Source organism: Leclercia sp. EC_58 (genome assembly GCF_019584355.1).
GTDB lineage: Bacteria > Pseudomonadota > Gammaproteobacteria > Enterobacterales > Enterobacteriaceae > Enterobacter.
On the sequence record NZ_VDAM01000001.1, the window covers coordinates 2,971,684 to 2,989,304 of the forward strand.

Below are 17,621 nucleotides of genomic sequence, written 5' to 3' on the forward strand. Positions count from 1 at the left end.
ATGACCGGCGGTGGCGTTAACTGTTGCTGGTGGCAGATTGCTTATGGAAAAGCTCTCTGAATACCGGATAGATATCGTCCTGGTCGCGAATGTGCTGCATCGCGAAGTTATCAAACGTGCTTTGCAGATGTTCATACTCACGCCAAAGCGTCTGGTGGGCGCGGCGGGTGATCTCGATATAGCTGTAGTAACGCACCACAGGCAGCAGTTTTTTCGCCAGAATTTCATGGCACAGCGGCGAATCGTCTGCCCAGTTATCACCGTCCGACGCCTGAGCAGCATAGATGTTCCACTGCGCCGGGTCGTAACGCTCTTTCACCACTTCATCCATCAGCTTCAGGGCACTGGAAACGATAGTACCGCCCGTCTCCTGTGAGTAGAAGAACTCATGCTCATCCACCTCCTTGGCCTGGGTGTGATGGCGAATATAGACCACTTCCACGTTCTTATAGGTTCGGCTCAGGAAGAGATAGAGCAGAATATAAAAGCGCTTGGCCATATCTTTGGTAGCCTGATCCATCGAGCCGGAAACGTCCATCAGGCAGAACATCACCGCCTGGCTTGAAGGTTCGGGACGCTTTTCATAGTTCTTGTAACGCAGGTCAAAGGTGTCGATAAACGGCACGCGCTCGATTTTGGCGCGCAGTTCAGCGATCTCTTTGCGTAAACGCTCCTCTTCCAGCAGCTGCGCTGGCTCGCTTTTTGCCACGATATCCAGGCTTGCTTCCAGCTCGCGCAGTTCACGCCGTTTGCCCGCGGTCATGGCGGTACGGCGCGCCAGTGAGTTCTGCAGCGAACGCACCACGCTGATATTTGCCGGCACGCCGTTGGCGGTAAAACCGGCCCGGTGGGTTTTGTATTCGTTTAACTGACGATGCTGGTTCTTCTTCAGATTCGGCAGGGCCAAATCTTCAAACAGCAGATCCAGATACTCATCCTTGGAGATCTGAAACACAAACTCGTCCTGACCTTCACCATCCTGGCTGGCCTGCCCCTGACCACTGCCGCCACCGCCGCCGCCCCCTTGTGGACGTTCAATACGGTCATTCTGGACAAAATGGTCATTACCGGGATGAACGCGATGGCGCAAACCACCGCGTCCCTGATGGAACATCGGTTCGCTAATATCATCCGTCGGGATAGAGACGGACTCCCCGCTGTCTACGTCGGTCACCGAACGCTTGTTAATGGCCTCGGAGATCGACTGTTTGATTTGCGCTTTATAACGACGCAAGAAGCGCTGGCGATTCACCGTGCTCTTGTTTTTGCCGTTAAGACGCCGGTCAATAAACCAGGTCATATGCCCCCCGTACTGCATTTGCCAACTTTCAGTGCCCGTAAGTGCCGGCCAGCGCTGACGCTTATCCGGCCTACGGAACATTGTTGTAGGCCCGGCAAGCTACATGCCGCCGGGCTTTTTGGGCTGTTAAGACGACTTACGCACGCGCAGGTACCATTCGCAGAGCAGGCGAACCTGTTTGCGGGTGTAACCTTTCTCCATCATGCGGTCGACAAAATCGTCGTGCTTTTTCTGCTCGTCAGTTGAGGTTTTGGCATTGAACGAAATGACCGGCAACAGCTCTTCGGTATTGGAGAACATTTTCTTCTCAATAACGGTGCGCAGTTTTTCGTAGCTGGTCCAGTTTGGATTCCGTCCGCTGAAGTTCGCTCTGGCGCGCAGCACGAAGTTGACGATCTCATTACGGAAGTCTTTCGGGTTACTGATCCCGGCAGGCTTCTCGATTTTTTCCAGTTCCGCATTCAGTGACTCGCGGTCAAACAGCTGGCCGGTATCCGGGTCGCGGTACTCCTGATCCTGGATCCAGAAATCGGCATAGGTGACATAGCGGTCAAAAATGTTCTGCCCGTATTCGGAGTAAGATTCCAGATAGGCGGTCTGGATCTCTTTGCCAATAAACTCGGCGTATTTCGGAATCAGATAGCCTTTCAGGAACTCCAGATAACGTTCAGCCTGCTCCTGTGGGAACTGTTCACGTTCAATCTGCTGCTCCAGTACGTAGAAGAGGTGTACCGGGTTAGCGGCCACTTCGGTGTGGTCAAAGTTGAACACACGGGAGAGGATTTTGAACGCGAAACGCGTGGAGAGACCGTTCATCCCTTCATCGACACCGGCGTAGTCACGATACTCCTGATAGGATTTCGCTTTCGGGTCGGTATCTTTCAGGCTTTCACCGTCGTAAACACGCATTTTCGAGTAGATGCTGGAGTTTTCTGGCTCTTTCAGGCGCGACAGGATTGAGAAGCGCGACAGCGTCTCCAGGGTTCCCGGGGCGCAAGGGGCATGAACCAGCTCACTGTGGTTAAGCAGTTTTTCGTAAATCTTGATCTCTTCGGAGATACGCAGGCAGTAAGGCACTTTGACGATGTAAACACGGTCAAGGAACGCCTCGTTGTTTTTATTGTTTCTGAACTGAACCCATTCAGATTCGTTGGAGTGCGCCAGGATAATGCCGTTAAACGGCAGGGCGGAAATACCTTCCGTCCCGTTGTAGTTACCTTCCTGGGTTGCCGTCAACAGCGGATGCAGCACCTTAATCGGCGCTTTAAACATCTCGACGAACTCCATAATCCCTTGGTTGGCGCGGCACAGCGCACCGGAATAGCCGTATGCGTCAGGATCGTTTTGCGCGTGGTTTTCCAGTTTACGGATATCCACTTTACCCACCAGCGCAGAGATATCCTGGTTGTTCTCATCACCCGGTTCAGTTTTGGCAATCGCAATCTGCTCCAGAATGGATGGCCATACTTTCACCACGCGGAATTTGGTGATATCACCGCCAAATTCGTGCAGACGTTTCGCTGCCCACGGCGACATGATCGTCCCGAGATAGCGGCGAGGAATACCATACTCTTTATCCAGTATCTGCGCATCTTCCTGCGGGTTAAACAGGCACAGCGGATGGTCGTTAACCGGGCTGCGTTCACCGTTGGCGCTCAGCACGTAAATCGGCACACGCTGCATCAACGATTTCAGCCGTTCGGCCAGCGAGGATTTACCGCCGCCAACGGGACCCAACAGATACAAAATCTGTTTCTTCTCTTCCAGACCCTGAGCAGCATGTTTCAGATAAGAGACAATCTGCTCGATGGCATCTTCCATGCCGTAAAATTCTTCAAACGCAGGATATCGGGCGACGACCCGATTCGAAAACAGACGGGAAAGCCGTGGCTCCTGGGCGGTATCAACCATATTTGGCTCACCGATAGCCATCAATAGTCGTTCCGCCGCATTGGCATAAGCACTGCGATCTTGCCGGCAGATGGTAAGAAACTCCTGCAGTGTGAACTCTTCGTCCTTGGCAGCTTCATAACGCTGGCGATAGTGATCGAATATATTCATGGCATGCCGTCCTTTCGTTTTTTAGCACAGGAAAAGAGCCGTTCATATGAATAGTAGAGGCTCCCGGAAGCGGGATCCGTTGCACCTCACTGCCAGAGCAGCAACCCGTGTGCCAGGTCGGGCGGCTGAAACTGCGGGGTGATCAGGTATTCAGCTTCTTAAAATTAAGCGTAGATGGCATTTGCAAAACTTGCATGTATGCAAAAACTAATTTCAATGACATATCAATAACTCATCCAAAAAAATAGCCAAATCTTAAACGTCAAACACACTTCTTTCACTGAACGGTAATGCGCGTGACAGCGTTTCGTCATCTGCCGCAAACAAAATAGTCGGTTAATCAAAATGATTAGGAGACAAAAAATTTTGAGCAATGGGGGGGATGACGGTTACACTTCACACGCTGATTATTTGACTACAGGAAAGAATGGATTGTGACCAAACTCAAACTTCTGGCACTGGGGATTATCGTTGCCACCTCAGTGAGTACAGCATACGCGGAGAATCAGTGGTCAGTTGGTGCTGGTGTCGGCGTAATCAATAGCCCTTATAAACAGTACGATCGTGATTTCTACCCGGTTCCGGTTATCACCTATGAAGGCGATAACTTCTGGTTCCGTGGGCTGGGCGGTGGCTACTATCTGTGGAACGACCAGACCGACAAACTCTCCATCATGGCTTATTACGACCCGACGCACTTCAAGCCAGGCGACAGCGATAACTATCGGCTTCGCCAGCTCGACAAACGTAAGAGCACCATGATGGCGGGCGTTTCCTGGGTCCATAACACCGAATATGGTTTCCTGCGTACCGCCCTGGCTGGCGACACGCTCGACAACAGCAACGGTTATATCTGGGATCTGGCGTGGTTGTACCGTTACACCAACGGCGGGCTGACGCTCACCCCGGGCATCGGTCTGGAGTACAGCAGCGACAACTACAACGACTACTATTATGGCGTGTCCCATAAAGAATCACGCCGCAGCGGCCTGCACAGCTATGACGCAGACGATGGCTGGAGCCCGTACCTGGAGCTGACCGCCAGCTATAAATTTGCCTCTGACTGGAACGTCTACGCTACGGGCCGTTATAACCGCCTGAGTGACGAGGTGAAGGATAGCCCGATGGTCGATAAGTCCTGGACCGGTCTGATGTCGATGGGTGTGACTTACAGTTTCTGATTGTGCATTTGTACTGCGCAATTTGTGCATCATAACGGGGCCCTTGGGCCCCGTTTGTTTTAGGGTGGTGCAGACAAACAGGAGCGTATTATGAGCGAAAAAACCGTCAACTTTGGCGACAACAGGGTGCTTCCGGCCATTGGTCAGGGCACCTGGTATATGGGTGAAAAGGCGAGTCAACGCCGCCAGGAAGTGAATGCCCTGCGGGCAGGCATTGACCGCGGGCTGACCTTAATTGATACCGCCGAGATGTATGCCGAGGGCGGGGCGGAAGAGGTGGTTGGCGAGGCGATTAAAGGCCAGCGCGATAAGGTCTTTCTGGTCTCCAAAGTCTACCCGTGGAATGCCGGTGGCAAAAAAGGGATTGCCGCCTGCGAAGCCAGCCTGCGCCGTCTGGGTACCGATCATATTGACCTCTATCTGCTGCACTGGCGGGGAAATTACGCTCTGGCAGAGACTGTTGAACTGATGGAGACGCTGCAACAGCAGGGCAAAATTGGCCGCTGGGGCGTCTCGAACCTTGATTATGCGGATATGCAGGAGCTGGGACAGGTGCCGGGCGGGCAGGCCTGTGCCACTAATCAGGTACTCTACCATCTGGCCTCGCGCGGTATCGAATATGATCTGTTGCCCTGGTGCCAGCAGCAGTCAATGCCGGTGATGGCCTATTGCCCGCTGGCGCAGGCCGGGCGACTGCGCGCCGGGCTGATAAATCACCCGGTGGTCAATGCGATTGCCAAAGAGTACAACGCCACGGCGGCCCAGGTGCTGCTGGCGTGGGTGATCAGTCACCCTGGGGTGATGGCGATCCCGAAGGCGTCATCAATCATGCATGTGGAAGAGAACGCGGGCGCGCTGGGTATTACCCTCTCAGCAGAGGCGTTACAGAAGCTGGATGCCGCCTTCCCGGCGCCGAAAAACAAAACGGCATTAGACGTGGTGTGAAGTGGACGTCATGCCCTCTCAGCATGGAGAGGGCAAGGGCAGGGCATTAACGCTTCACAATGTGAATGGTCTGTCCCAGACGGGTCGGTTTCTCTTCCGTCGCTTTTTGCGGTTCGCTAACGCAGGCGGTCTCTACGCAAACAAAGGTTTTATAACCGTCATCCGGCATATCACCCATGCTGACTGACAGCGCCGGGCCAGGGTTCCAGCCAACCACGTTACTGTGGTGGTGATGAATAACTTCGATGGCGCGGTTCAGGGAGGTATCTTCGATAACGCTGCACGCTTCCGGGTTCAGATAGACGCGGTCGGTGCGATCGGGGAAGGTTTGCGCGCCGTCGGTCAGTCGGCCTTCTTTCGCATTATCCACTTTGTCGATAAAGGTATCGCCAAGACCATTCACCGTGACGGCAGCGATATCGCCGACGTTGAAATAGGTGTGCAGGGCGGAAGTGGTTTCAAATTCACCGTGCGCTTCCAGTTCGATCTCGCAGGTTTTACCCAGCTTAAAGCGGGCGTAGAGAGTGAAGTCGTGCGGCCAGAGTTTGCGCGTTTCGTCATCGCTTTGCAGTTCAAAGGTTAACACCACGCCGGACTCATCTTCGTTGTGGGCTTTCAGCGTCCACGGCAGGTTGCGGGCAAAACCGTGCGACGGCAGACCCTCCTGCGCCGCCGGGCCAAACCACGGCCAGCAGATTGGTACGCCGCCGCGAATAGCGGCCCCTTTTTTAAAGGAAGTGATATCGCTTAGCCACAGCGCTTCCATTTCACCTTCCGGCTGCCAGGAGAGCAGGTGCGCGCCGTGCAGGGCAACAGAAGCCTGAACCTGCGGATGGTCAACTACGATCACTTCAACATCGTCAATCTGACGGCGGGAAAGCACAGGGGTAAGCTGTTCGACTACCGGAAGTGCAAAAATTGTTTTAATCATTACGCAATCCTCTGTCTTTAAAGCAAAAAAAAGGCGACCAGGGGTCGCCTTTTTGGATCAATTTCTCATCTCACTTATTTGGAGATGTGAGCGATCAGGTCCAGAACTTTGTTAGAGTAGCCGGTTTCGTTGTCGTACCAGGAAACCAGTTTCACGAAGTTGTCGTTCAGTGCGATACCTGCTTTAGCATCGAACACGGAAGTGCACACTTCGCCGTTGAAATCGGTAGAAACAACGTCGTCTTCGGTGTAACCCAGAACGCCTTTCATTGGGCCTTCAGAAGCCGCTTTGATTGCTTTCTTGATTTCTTCGTAGCTTGCTGCTTTTTCCAGACGAACGGTCAGGTCAACAACAGATACGTTTGGAGTTGGAACGCGGAACGCCATACCAGTCAGTTTGCCGTTCAGTTCTGGCAGAACTTTACCTACAGCTTTAGCTGCGCCGGTAGAAGATGGGATGATGTTCTGAGCTGCGCCGCGGCCGCCGCGCCAGTCTTTGTGAGACGGGCCGTCAACGGTTTTCTGAGTCGCGGTGGTTGCGTGAACAGTAGTCATCAGACCTTCGATGATGCCGAAGTTGTCGTTGATAACTTTTGCCAGCGGTGCCAGGCAGTTGGTGGTGCAGGATGCGTTAGAAACGATGTCCTGGCCAGCGTAAGTTTCGAAGTTAGCACCACGAACGAACATTGGGGTGTTGTCTTTGGAAGGACCGGTCAGAACAACTTTTTTCGCGCCAGCGGTGATGTGCTTACGCGCAGTTTCGTCGGTCAGGAAGATACCGGTTGCTTCAGCAACAACGTCAACACCGATTTCGTTCCATTTCAGGTTAGCTGGGTCTTTTTCAGCAGTAACACGGATGGTTTTGCCATTAACAACCAGGTGGCCGTCTTTCACTTCAACGGTGCCGTTGAAACGACCGTGAGTTGAGTCGTACTTCAGCATGTATGCCATGTACTCAGCGTCTAACAGATCGTTGATGCCAACGATTTCGATGTCAGAACGTTCCTGCGCAGCACGGAAAACAATACGGCCGATACGGCCAAAACCGTTGATACCTACTTTGATAGTCATATATTCCACCAGCTATTTGTTAGTGAATAAAAGGTTGCGTGTAAAATTACAAAAACCTTACGCAGCGTCAAGCGGAATCGTGTCAATCATTGCGACAAATCAATCCTTAGCATTAGCTTTGCTCGATTGACCTACCTCACATTCCCTTGGAGCTTGCACCCATATAGGGCCTGCGCACGGAATTTTAAAGGGCTGCCCACATAAAAACGTGGAGTAGATCACATTTGTCTGACCGCCTCTGCGCAACGAGTAAGTTTAGATCAAAAGTTCATACTTCAGTGTTAATGTTTTGTTAGAATCGACAGTAAAAGTTGTCTGTTTCAACTGCGAGATGTAAGCCTATGTCGAATCAACATAACTCCGATGAACTGAAAAAAAACCTCACCGAAATGCAGTTCTACGTGACGCAAAATCACGGGACGGAACCGCCATTCACCGGGCGTCTGCTGCATAACAAAAGGGACGGTGTTTATCACTGCCTGGTCTGTGACGCTGCGCTGTTTAACTCCCAGAGTAAATACGATTCTGGCTGTGGCTGGCCAAGCTTCTATGAACCGGTCAGTGAAGAGGCTATTCACTATCTGAAGGACCTCAGCCACGGTATGGAGCGCATCGAGATCCGCTGCGGAAACTGTGACGCCCATCTCGGTCACGTCTTCCCGGATGGCCCACAGCCAACAGGCGAGCGTTTTTGCGTCAATTCCGCCTCCTTAAGCTTCACCGACGACGAGAATGGCGACCAGACGAAAGGCTGAAAAATCGATTCAGCAAATTATTCCTTCGGAGCCCGATTTAACATGAATATTGAAGAGATGATCAACGGCATGACGCCGGAAGTGTATCAGCGTCTGGTCACGGCGGTGGAGCTTGGCAAATGGGCCGATGGCGTGGCCCTGACCCCGGAGCAGAAAGAGAATTGCCTGCAACTGGTGATGCTCTGGCAGGCGCGCAATAACACCGAAGCGCAGCATATGACCATCGACACCCAGGGCCAGATGGTGATGAAAAGCAAACAGCAGCTGAAGGAAGATTTTGGTATTGCACCGAAGCCGATTGCGACGCTGAAGGTCCAGTAATCAGAACCATTGCAGCCCGGTGAATGGCTCACCGGGCCTGTTTAACGTTACGGGTGTTTTATCCCCAGCGACTCGGCCAGCTGCTTCGCCAGCTGGTTATTGTCATCCGCCCCGTACTCCCAGAACATCGCTCCGGCCAGACCTTTCTCTTTGATATACTCGGCTTTGATCGCCACCGAGCGCGGATTTTCATACGACAGGGCAAACAGCGGATTGCCATTATCGGACTTCACCGACAGCCACGGCACTTTCGCCTCATCGTCCCACTGCTCGGTAAACCGTTTCTGCGGATCGTTTAAAAACGTCTTCACAATGTCGTTGTATTTCACGTAGGTATCTTTGGTCAGATCGTAGCCCAGTGATTTGAACAGGGCGATCTGCTGTGCGCTGAAGTAGGGCTGGGTCGCGGGATTTTTCTGCGCGTCCGGTTTGCTCCAGTCGATACCCGGCTCGACGGCGCGTTTCGGCACGCGACCATAGAAGCCGATACCCAGGTTCATCTGTTGCGGCTTCAGCCCGGCGGCCAGATAGTTGTTCACTACAAAGTCGACGCTATATTTATCCGCGGCGGCAACGGTCGGCCAGGCGCTGGAGTCATACAGGTTGGCGTTAAAATACTGGGTGCCATACGCCATGTCGTAGGTCATCAGGTTGATGTAATCGAGCAGGGGCGCCACTGCCTTCACGTCTACCCAGCTTTTTGGGCTCTCGGCGTTGGCGCCCACCGCGATGGTCACCAGTTTTTTATGTCCGAACGCGGCACGCAGTTCTTTCAGCAGGGCGGTAAAGTTAGCCCGGTCTTCTGGCTTGCTGGCGACCAATCCCCATGCGCCGTTAACCGGAAATTCCCAATCGAGATCGATCCCGTCGAGGCCATATTTCTCTACGATCGCCTGGGCGGAGCGGATAAACACTGCGCGGGTCTCTGGGGTGGATGCCGCGCCCGAGAAGCCACGGGCCCCCCAGCCGCCGACAGAGAGCAGAACCTTGAGAGCGGGGTTCTGTTTACGCAGGACAGGGAGCAAAGCCAGATCGGCTTCAACCTTAGGTGATAACCAGATTTGATGCAGTTTAGCGGGGTCTTTTAATGCCGGATTGGTTTCGTCTTTCTCGTCGTTATAGATCAGGCCAAAGGAGTAGTTCAGATGGGTGATCTGGCGCACGTCCAGTTTATTGATATCCCCGCCCGGCCCGGCGGTGACGTCGCCGCCGCCGTTAAAATAGCCGACGGACATCAGCGAACTGGCGGAAGCAATGGATGCGCAAAGCAGGGGTAAAGCTGCCAGCAAGGGCAAACGTTTCATAGCAATTCCTCTTCAATTTTGACGATAAAAAAAGCACGCCACGTAAGGGCGTGGCGAAAAAAATGCCAAAAAAGAATAACATTGCCGTCTCGCTGAGAGTGCGAGGCAGTTCACTTTATGAGACTTAATGAGAATTGTGCCCGGCGGCGCTGCGCTTGCACGGGCCTACGGGTGACGGGGTTTTGCCCGGCGGCGCTGCGCTTGCACGGGCCTACAGGTGACGGGGTTTTGCCCGGCGGCGCTGGCGCTTGCACGGGCCTACGGTTTATGTAGGCCGGGTAAGGCGTAGCCGCCACCCGGCACAAGGCTATCAGGCCTGCGTCTCCTGCCAGTCCGCCAGCGTATACAGCGTCGCACCTTCGGCCGCCATATCCATAAACGCCTGGGCGCTGTCCTGGCGCTGAATATTCACCCCGCGACAACCGTCGGTAATGACGTTCACCCGGTAACCCAGCTGCAACGCATCCAGCACGGTAAATTTCACGCAGTAGTCCGTCGCCAGCCCCATCACAATCAGCTCCACGATTTCGTGATGGCGCAGCCACTGATCCAGCCCCGTTTTTTGTCGGTGCCCATTGTCGAAAAAGGCGCTGTAGCTGTCGATGGCAGGGTTTTCACCCTTCTGGAACACCGCGTCAATGGCTTTGCTGTTAAGCAGGGGATGCAGTTCGGCGCCTTCGGTATGCTGCACGCAGTGCTCGGGCCAGAAGGTTTGCGGCAGGCCGTCCAGTTCGCCCTCGGTGAAGGGCTCAACATCATGCTGGCTGGCAAAACTGCCGTGATCCGCCGGGTGCCAGTCCTGGCTGGCAACCACCGCTTCACCGCGCGCCTTACACCATGCAATCAGTTCGTTGGCGATGTCGACCGTGCTGTCGCCCTCGGCCACCGCCAGCGCGCCGCCTGCACAAAAATCATTCTGTAAATCGACCAGTAACAGGGCTCGTTGCTTCATAGGAACTCCTTATTCGTCTGGCGTCAGTTCGCCACGCAGGTTTTGCATCATCGCGGTGCGGATCGCCTGCACATCCAGATCCTGACTGAGTAAGTAGTGAAGTTTAGTCAGCGTGGCCTCGACCGTCATATCGAATCCGCTCACTACCCCCGCTTGCGCCAGGGCGTTACCGGTGGCATAGCCGCCCATATTTACCTTACCGGACATACACTGGGTCAGGTTCACCACCACGATCCCGCGGCTGCTCGCCTCCTGAAGCTCTTTCAGGAACTCGCCGTTCTGCGGGGCGTTACCCACGCCGTAGGAGCGCAGGATCAGCGCTTTCACCGGCTGACGCAGGAAGTTGCGTACCACCTCGGCGGAGATACCCGGGTAGATCGTCACCACGCCAATTGGCTGCGGGGTGATCGGATGGACCACCAGCTCGCCGGAGGTGTGCGGCGCCGGAGGCGTACCGAGGCGGCGAATATGAATACCCGCTTCCAGCAGTGGCGTGAGGTTGGGTGAGGCAAAGGCGTCAAAGCCGTCCGCGTGGGCCTTGGTGGTACGGTTGCCGCGGTAGAGCCGGTTATTGAAGAACAGGCTCACTTCGTTAATCGGGAAATTGGCCGCCACATACAGCGAGTTAAGCAGGTTGATCTGCCCGTCGGAGCGCAGCTCCGCCAGTGGGATCTGCGAGCCGGTGACGATCACCGGCTTGCTGAGGTTTTCCAGCATAAAAGAGAGCGCCGAGGCGGTAAATGCCATGGTGTCGGTGCCGTGCAGGATCACAAAGCCGTCGTAGTCGTCGTAATGCGCTTTAATGTCGTCGGCGATGTGCTGCCAGTCTTCCGGGGTCATGTCGGAAGAGTCCATCAGCGGATCATATTCGTGAATGGTGAAGTCCGGCATCTCCGGGCGGTGGAATTCAGGCATTAATGCCAGCTGGCGCTGCAGATGGCCAGATACCGGGATGTAGCCATTTTCTGAACGCTGCATACCGATGGTACCGCCGGTATAGGCCACATAAATTGATTTCTTTTGCATGATGTAATGTTCTTGGGCTTCAAAGAAAAATCCCCTCTTTGCGGAAGAGGGGATGAGATTTAACGTACGTTAGCGCAGGTAAGGCAGAACGCGTAGCGGTTTTGCGGATCGTTAAAGGCGGCCAGCTTGTCGCCCTCGGCTTTGACCGCTTTCGCCGCCGTGGCGACCGGAGCGGGCAGGTAAGCCTGCAGCGCGTCTGGCAGCATGGCTTTTACCGAGCCGGAGACGCTGTCCATCACGAGATCCATGAAGGTTGGCTCATCCTGATAGAAATCGACGTGCCACTGCTTCAGCTTCGCCAGTTCAGCAGCTTTGGCGACGGCATCATCGAAGTCGCCCAGGTTATCCACCAGACCGTTGCTCTTCGCATCCTGACCCGTCCAGACATGACCCTGAGCAATCTGGTCGATCTGTTCCGGGGTTCGCTTACGGGAGTCGGCCACCAGGGTGATAAAGCGCTTATAGCCATTCTCAATGCTGAGCTGCATCATCTGCGACACTTCCGGCGGTAACGCTTTGGTCACGGCGATGTCGGCCAGCGGCGACGTGGCGACGCCATCGGTATGCACCCCCAGATAGTCGAGGCTGTTTTCAACGGTGTTAATCACCCCGAAGATGCCGATGGAGCCGGTAAGGGTGCTCGGGTTCGCCACGATGTAGTTCGCCGGGGTGGAGATCCAGTAGCCACCGGATGCTGCCATACCGCCCATGGAGACCACTACCGGTTTCCCAGCGGCGCGCGCGGCTGCCAGCTCAGCGCGGATCACTTCCGATGCGCTGACGCTGCCGCCCGGGCTGTTAACCCGCAGCACAATCGCTTTCACTTTCGGGTCGAGACGCGCGTCGCGGATCTGCGCGGCAGTGGTATCGCCCCCAACGTTGCCCGGCGTCTCTTCGCCATCCATGATCGCGCCATTCGCAAAGACCACAGCGATGCTGTCTCCGGTATCGGCACGTTTTTTCGCCTGATAATCATAGAAGCTGATGGCGCTGTAGTTCTTCTCCTCTTTGCTCCAGCCGAACTGTTTGGTCAGGGACTTTTCAATTTCGGCGCTTGAGCCCAGGGCATCCACCAGCTTGTTATCCAGCGCATATTTCGCGGTATCGCCATCAACCTTACGTAGCCCATCCAGCACGCCCTGGGCGCCCGGGAATACTTGCTCGGTGGTGATCTGGCGGTTAGCGGCCACGGTGCTGAGGTAGTTCTGCCACAGTTCGCCAATCCAGCGGCTGTCCGCTTCACGGGCGGCAGGGGACATATCGTCGCGGATAAATGGCTCAACGGCAGATTTATAGGTCCCGACGCGGAAGACGTGGGTGGTGACCTTCAGCTTATCGAGCAGCGACTTGTAATAGAGGCCGTTGGTGGCAAAACCGTGCAGATCGACGGCGCCCTGCGGCGAGAGCCACACTTTATTGGCAAAGCTCGCCAGATAGTACTGCCCCTGGCTGTAGTTATCGCCCACCGCAATCACCGGTTTGCCGCTGTCGCGGAATTCCCGCAGCGCTTTACCGATATACTGCATCGAAGGCTGATCCGCCCCGGCAAAATTCTTCAGATCCAGCACAATGCCGGTAATGTTGCGATCGTCCTTCGCCTGACGAATGGCGTCGACGATATCGAACAGGGAGTTTTCCTGCAGACGGTCGCCGCTGGCGCCAAACAGCTGGCGGCCCAGCACGCCAAGGCGATTGCTGGTGGACGGTTTATCCACCACCACGCCGGCGATATCCAGCAGCAGCGCGCCACGCCCGGCGCTCTGACTCTGGCTGGAGGCGCTGAGGTGCATCCAGACACCGACGCAAACTATCACAAACAGGATGAAAAAGAGGTTCATCACCAGGTTGCGGACGAAATTCAGCAGTCGCCACGTCCATTTAAAAAAGCCGGCAAACAGTCGCCAGAGGGTTCGCATGTATTCTCCCTGTCCAGATAATTACCTATTCCGTCGCTACTGGACGGCGTTGTCGGGCTATCGTAATGACCCGACCGTCACTTGTCAGCAGGAATCGCCTGCTACGCTGTAACAAAATCTGCCGTCGTGTTAATTTTGAGTAAATTTCAAGACAGGAGTTAACCCAATGGATGCACTCGAACTGCTTGTTAACCGTCGTAGCGCAGCGCGTCTGGCGGAGCCCGCGCCAGCAGGCGAACAGCTGGAGAATATTCTTCGCGCCGGAATGCGCGCCCCGGATCACGGTACCTTGCAGCCGTGGCACTTCTTTATCATCGAAGGGGAAGGGCGCGAGCGCTTCAGCACCCTGCTGGAGAAGGGCGCTGTTGCCGCCGGGCAGGATGAAAAAGCGATTGAGAAAGCCCGTAACGCACCGTTCCGCGCCCCGATGATTATCGCCGTGGTCGCGAAATGCCAGCCGCAGCACAAGGTGCCGGTGTGGGAGCAGGAGATGTCCGCGGGCTGCGCGGTCATGGCGATGCAGATGGCGGCGGTCGCCCAGGGCTATAACGGTATCTGGCGCAGCGGCGCACTGACCGACAGCCCGGTGGTCCGCGAAGGCCTCGACTGTGGCGCAGACGATAAAATCGTCGGTTTCCTCTATCTGGGCACCCCGCAGCTTAAAGCCTCTACCACCGTTTCCGTGCCCGACACCACGCCTTTTGTCACCCGTTTCTGATTAATGGCATAAAACTGTCTGGATCCTGAGCAAGTGCAGCAGAATTCAGACAGTCATACTTATCACGTAATGGAATGAGCGCTAACATAGTGCAATTGTAATGAAAGGAGATTGTCATGAGCGAGCAAGCCATTCGTTTAACGCAATACAGCCATGGAGCCGGTTGCGGTTGTAAAATTTCCCCTAAAGTGCTGGAAACCATTCTGCACAGCGAGCAGGCGAAGTTTATCGACCCGAACCTGCTTGTTGGCAATGAAACCCGTGATGATGCTGCCGTCTACGATCTGGGTAACGGCACCAGCATTATCAGCACCACCGATTTCTTTATGCCAATCGTCGACAATCCCTACGATTTCGGGCGCATTGCGGCCACGAACGCCATCAGCGACATTTTTGCGATGGGCGGTAAGCCGATCATGGCGATTGCGATCCTTGGCTGGCCGATTAACACCCTGGCCCCGGAGATCGCCCGCGACGTGATCGAGGGCGGGCGTTTCGCCTGCCAGCAGGCGGGGATCGCCCTGGCGGGTGGCCACTCCATTGACGCCCCGGAGCCGATTTTTGGCCTGGCGGTGACCGGCGTGGTGCCCACGGAGCGCGTCAAGCGTAACAGCACCGCGGAAGCGGGCTGCAAGTTGTTCCTCACCAAGCCGCTGGGCATTGGCGTGCTCACCACCGCCGAGAAAAAATCGCTGCTGTTGCCTGAGCACAAAGGGCTGGCGACCGAGGTGATGTGCCAGATGAACCTTGCCGGTGCTGCCTTTGCCAACATCGAGGGGGTGAAGGCGATGACCGACGTCACCGGTTTTGGGCTGTTGGGCCACCTGAGCGAAGTGTGCCAGGGCGCAGGCGTTCAGGCGCAGGTCTGGTATCAGGACGTGCCGAAGCTGCCAGGCGTGGAAGCCTACATTGCCCAGGGCGCCGTCCCGGGTGGTACACAGCGTAACTTTGCCAGCTACGGCCATCTGATGGGCGAGATGCCTGCAGAATGGCGCGATCTGCTGTGCGATCCGCAGACTTCCGGCGGCCTGTTACTGGCCGTGACGCCAGACAGCGAAGAGGCTGTGCGCGCGACCGCCGCCGAGTACGGTATCACCCTGACCGCCATTGGCGAGCTGGTGACCGCCCGCGGTGGCCGTCCGATGATTGAGATCCGTTAATTCAATGCGGTTATTTATTGCCGAAAAACCCAGCCTCGCCCGGGCGATTGCGGACGTATTACCCAAACCGCATCGCAAGGGGGACGGCTACATTGAGTGCGGGAACGGGCAGGTGGTCACCTGGTGTATCGGCCACCTGCTGGAGCAGGCCCAGCCGGACGCCTACGACAGCCGCTATGCGCGCTGGAATCTTAACGATCTGCCCATCGTGCCGGAGAAGTGGCAGCTTCAGCCGCGCCCGTCGGTCACCAAACAGCTCAACGTCATTAAGCGGTTGCTGAACGAGGCATCCGAGGTGATCCACGCCGGTGACCCGGACAGGGAAGGGCAGCTGCTGGTGGACGAGGTGCTGGATTACCTGAACCTCGCGCCGGAAAAACGCCAGCAGGTGCAGCGCTGTCTGATTAACGACCTTAACCCGCAGGCGGTAGAGCGGGCCATCACCCGTCTGCGCGCCAACAGCGAGTTTGTCCCGCTGTGCGTGTCGGCGTTGGCCCGCGCCCGCGCTGACTGGCTCTACGGCATCAACATGACCCGGGCCTATACCATTCTCGGGCGCAACGCGGGTTATCAGGGGGTGCTCTCCGTTGGCCGGGTGCAGACGCCGGTGCTGGGGCTGGTGGTGCGTCGCGACGAAGAGATCGAGAACTTTATCGCCAAAGACTTCTTCGAAGTAAAAGCCCATATTGTCACCCCGAAGGACGAACGCTTTACCGCAGTCTGGCAGCCGAGCGAGGCCTGCGAACCCTATCAGGATGAAGAGGGACGCCTGCTGCATCGTCCGCTGGCCGATCATGTGGTGACCCGCATCCAGGGTCAGCCCGCCGTCGTCACCAGCTATAACGATAAACGGGAATCAGAACCCGCGCCGCTGCCGTTCTCCCTTTCTGCTTTGCAGATTGAGGCGGCAAAACGCTACGGCCTGAGCGCGCAAAACGTGCTCGATATCTGCCAGAAGCTGTATGAAACGCACAAACTCATTACCTACCCGCGTTCCGACAGCCGCTACCTGCCGGAAGAGCATTTCGCCGGGCGCCACGCGGTGCTGAACGCCATTGCCGTACACGCTCCCGATCTCGTGCCACAGCCGGCGGTCAACCCGGATACCCGCAACCGCTGCTGGGACGATAAAAAGGTGGATGCCCACCACGCCATTATCCCGACGGCCCGCAGTAGCAATGTCAGTCTCACGGATAACGAATCGAAGGTGTATAACCTCGTGGCCCGTCAGTATCTGATGCAGTTCTGCCCGGATGCGCTGTTCCGCAAGTGCGTCATTGAGCTGGAGATCGCCAAAGGCAAGTTTATTGCCAAGGCGCGTTTCCTCGCCGAAGCGGGCTGGCGCGCGCTGCTGGGCAATAAAGAGCGGGACGAGGAGAACGACGGTACGCCGTTGCCGGTGGTGAAAAAAGAGGATGAATTGCTGTGCGAGAAGGGCGAAGTGGTGGAGCGACAGACCCAGCCGCCGCGGCACTTTACCGACGCCACGCTGCTCTCCGCGATGACCGGTATCGCCCGCTTTGTGCAGGATAAAGATCTGAAGAAGATCCTCCGCGCCACTGACGGGCTGGGAACCGAAGCGACCCGCGCCGGGATCATTGAGCTGCTGTTCAAACGTGGTTTTCTGCATAAGAAAGGACGTTATATCCACTCAACGGATGCCGGAAGGGCGCTGATCCACTCTCTGCCGGAGATGGCCGCCAGGCCGGATATGACCGCGCACTGGGAGTCGGTGCTGACCCAGATTAGCGAAAAGCAGTGTCGCTATCAGGACTTTATGCAGCCGCTGGTGGGCACGCTGTTCGATCTGATCAATCAGGCGCGAAACACGTCAGTGAGGGATTTTCGCGGTATGGTGGCGCCGGGCGGCGATAAGAAGAAAAAGTTTAAGAAGAAGAGTGCGGCGTAAAGCATTGCCGGGTGGCGGCTACGCCTTACCCGGCCTACAAAGCACGAACCGTAGGCCGGGCAAGCGCCAGCG

At 55.9% G+C, this 17,621-nt stretch carries 15 protein-coding genes; 7 read left to right on the forward strand and 8 right to left on the reverse strand.

Features of this window, described 5'->3' with window-relative positions; translation table 11 throughout:
- Window positions 1-16 precede the first annotated feature (16 nt).
- Both FHC51_RS14620 and yeaG read right to left on the reverse strand, forming a co-directional pair.
- Window positions 17-1,300, reverse strand: coding sequence for a YeaH/YhbH family protein (locus FHC51_RS14620; protein ID WP_103823926.1), 1,284 nt, complete (start codon window positions 1,298-1,300; stop codon window positions 17-19).
- 126 nt (window positions 1,301-1,426) lie between these two features.
- Window positions 1,427-3,361 (reverse strand): protein kinase YeaG, encoded by a 1,935-nt coding sequence (gene yeaG, locus FHC51_RS14625; protein WP_103179251.1) that lies wholly within the window; start codon window positions 3,359-3,361, stop codon window positions 1,427-1,429.
- Window positions 3,362-3,795: 434 nt separating this feature from the next.
- On the opposite strand from yeaG, the gene FHC51_RS14630 reads away from it, so the two are divergent.
- Both FHC51_RS14630 and FHC51_RS14635 read left to right on the forward strand, forming a co-directional pair.
- The gene (locus FHC51_RS14630) at window positions 3,796-4,542 is read left to right on the forward strand and encodes a MipA/OmpV family protein (RefSeq protein ID WP_220435870.1); all 747 of its coding nucleotides are present in this window, start codon (window positions 3,796-3,798) and stop codon (window positions 4,540-4,542) included.
- Between the two features lie 90 nt (window positions 4,543-4,632).
- Window positions 4,633-5,487, forward strand: a complete 855-nt coding sequence (locus FHC51_RS14635; protein ID WP_220435871.1) for an aldo/keto reductase — start codon at window positions 4,633-4,635, stop codon at window positions 5,485-5,487.
- A gap of 46 nt (window positions 5,488-5,533) precedes the next feature.
- Here FHC51_RS14635 and FHC51_RS14640 read toward each other — a convergent pair whose 3' ends face one another.
- Both FHC51_RS14640 and gapA read right to left on the reverse strand, forming a co-directional pair.
- On the reverse strand, window positions 5,534-6,418 hold the full coding sequence (locus FHC51_RS14640) for a D-hexose-6-phosphate mutarotase (protein ID WP_220435872.1): 885 nt from the start codon (window positions 6,416-6,418) through the stop codon (window positions 5,534-5,536).
- Between the two features lie 74 nt (window positions 6,419-6,492).
- Window positions 6,493-7,488 carry a glyceraldehyde-3-phosphate dehydrogenase gene (gene gapA / locus FHC51_RS14645; RefSeq protein ID WP_061495017.1) on the reverse strand — a complete coding sequence of 332 codons (996 nt, stop codon included), beginning with the start codon at window positions 7,486-7,488 and terminating at the stop codon, window positions 6,493-6,495.
- A gap of 341 nt (window positions 7,489-7,829) precedes the next feature.
- Here gapA and msrB point away from each other — a divergent pair, with 341 nt between their 5' ends.
- Both msrB and FHC51_RS14655 read left to right on the forward strand, forming a co-directional pair.
- Window positions 7,830-8,243, forward strand: a complete 414-nt coding sequence (gene msrB / locus FHC51_RS14650) for a peptide-methionine (R)-S-oxide reductase MsrB (RefSeq protein WP_103179256.1) — start codon at window positions 7,830-7,832, stop codon at window positions 8,241-8,243.
- 42 nt (window positions 8,244-8,285) lie between these two features.
- Window positions 8,286-8,564, forward strand: a complete 279-nt coding sequence (locus FHC51_RS14655; RefSeq protein WP_103179257.1) for a YeaC family protein — start codon at window positions 8,286-8,288, stop codon at window positions 8,562-8,564.
- Between the two features lie 47 nt (window positions 8,565-8,611).
- Here the strand turns inward: FHC51_RS14655 and FHC51_RS14660 are convergent, their stop codons facing one another.
- The 4 genes from FHC51_RS14660 to sppA all read right to left on the reverse strand — a co-directional run bounded on the left by FHC51_RS14660 (window position 8,612) and on the right by sppA (window position 13,762).
- Window positions 8,612-9,868, reverse strand: coding sequence for a glycoside hydrolase family 18 protein (locus tag FHC51_RS14660; protein ID WP_156238455.1), 1,257 nt, complete (start codon window positions 9,866-9,868; stop codon window positions 8,612-8,614).
- A 310-nt stretch (window positions 9,869-10,178) separates the two neighbouring features.
- Window positions 10,179-10,820, reverse strand: a complete 642-nt coding sequence (gene pncA, locus FHC51_RS14665; protein WP_220435873.1) for a bifunctional nicotinamidase/pyrazinamidase — start codon at window positions 10,818-10,820, stop codon at window positions 10,179-10,181.
- Window positions 10,821-10,829: 9 nt separating this feature from the next.
- The gene (gene ansA, locus FHC51_RS14670; protein WP_103179260.1) at window positions 10,830-11,846 is read right to left on the reverse strand and encodes an asparaginase; all 1,017 of its coding nucleotides are present in this window, start codon (window positions 11,844-11,846) and stop codon (window positions 10,830-10,832) included.
- 59 nt (window positions 11,847-11,905) lie between these two features.
- Window positions 11,906-13,762: a signal peptide peptidase SppA gene (gene sppA, locus FHC51_RS14675; protein WP_156238458.1), complete on the reverse strand. Its 1,857-nt coding sequence runs from the start codon at window positions 13,760-13,762 to the stop codon at window positions 11,906-11,908.
- Between the two features lie 166 nt (window positions 13,763-13,928).
- On the opposite strand from sppA, the gene FHC51_RS14680 reads away from it, so the two are divergent.
- From FHC51_RS14680 to FHC51_RS14690, 3 genes are all read left to right on the forward strand, one after another.
- Window positions 13,929-14,480, forward strand: a complete 552-nt coding sequence (locus tag FHC51_RS14680) for an NAD(P)H nitroreductase (RefSeq protein WP_220435874.1) — start codon at window positions 13,929-13,931, stop codon at window positions 14,478-14,480.
- Between the two features lie 116 nt (window positions 14,481-14,596).
- Window positions 14,597-15,640, forward strand: coding sequence for a selenide, water dikinase SelD (selD, locus tag FHC51_RS14685; protein WP_220435875.1), 1,044 nt, complete (start codon window positions 14,597-14,599; stop codon window positions 15,638-15,640).
- Window positions 15,641-15,644: 4 nt separating this feature from the next.
- Window positions 15,645-17,549, forward strand: coding sequence for a DNA topoisomerase III (locus FHC51_RS14690; protein ID WP_220435876.1), 1,905 nt, complete (start codon window positions 15,645-15,647; stop codon window positions 17,547-17,549).
- Window positions 17,550-17,621: the final 72 nt, after the last annotated feature.

Coding starts and splice junctions, on each gene's coding strand:
- ansA (WP_103179260.1), bottom strand. CDS start 11,846: ATGCAAAAGAAATCAATTTATGTGGCCTATACCGGCGGTACCATCGGT.
- yeaG (WP_103179251.1), bottom strand. CDS start 3,361: ATGAATATATTCGATCACTATCGCCAGCGTTATGAAGCTGCCAAGGAC.
- FHC51_RS14620 (WP_103823926.1), bottom strand. CDS start 1,300: ATGACCTGGTTTATTGACCGGCGTCTTAACGGCAAAAACAAGAGCACG.
- FHC51_RS14640 (WP_220435872.1), bottom strand. CDS start 6,418: ATGATTAAAACAATTTTTGCACTTCCGGTAGTCGAACAGCTTACCCCT.
- sppA (WP_156238458.1), bottom strand. CDS start 13,762: ATGCGAACCCTCTGGCGACTGTTTGCCGGCTTTTTTAAATGGACGTGG.
- FHC51_RS14680 (WP_220435874.1), top strand. CDS start 13,929: ATGGATGCACTCGAACTGCTTGTTAACCGTCGTAGCGCAGCGCGTCTG.
- gapA (WP_061495017.1), bottom strand. CDS start 7,488: ATGACTATCAAAGTAGGTATCAACGGTTTTGGCCGTATCGGCCGTATT.
- selD (WP_220435875.1), top strand. CDS start 14,597: ATGAGCGAGCAAGCCATTCGTTTAACGCAATACAGCCATGGAGCCGGT.
- FHC51_RS14690 (WP_220435876.1), top strand. CDS start 15,645: ATGCGGTTATTTATTGCCGAAAAACCCAGCCTCGCCCGGGCGATTGCG.
- FHC51_RS14655 (WP_103179257.1), top strand. CDS start 8,286: ATGAATATTGAAGAGATGATCAACGGCATGACGCCGGAAGTGTATCAG.
- FHC51_RS14660 (WP_156238455.1), bottom strand. CDS start 9,868: ATGAAACGTTTGCCCTTGCTGGCAGCTTTACCCCTGCTTTGCGCATCC.
- msrB (WP_103179256.1), top strand. CDS start 7,830: ATGTCGAATCAACATAACTCCGATGAACTGAAAAAAAACCTCACCGAA.
- FHC51_RS14635 (WP_220435871.1), top strand. CDS start 4,633: ATGAGCGAAAAAACCGTCAACTTTGGCGACAACAGGGTGCTTCCGGCC.
- pncA (WP_220435873.1), bottom strand. CDS start 10,820: ATGAAGCAACGAGCCCTGTTACTGGTCGATTTACAGAATGATTTTTGT.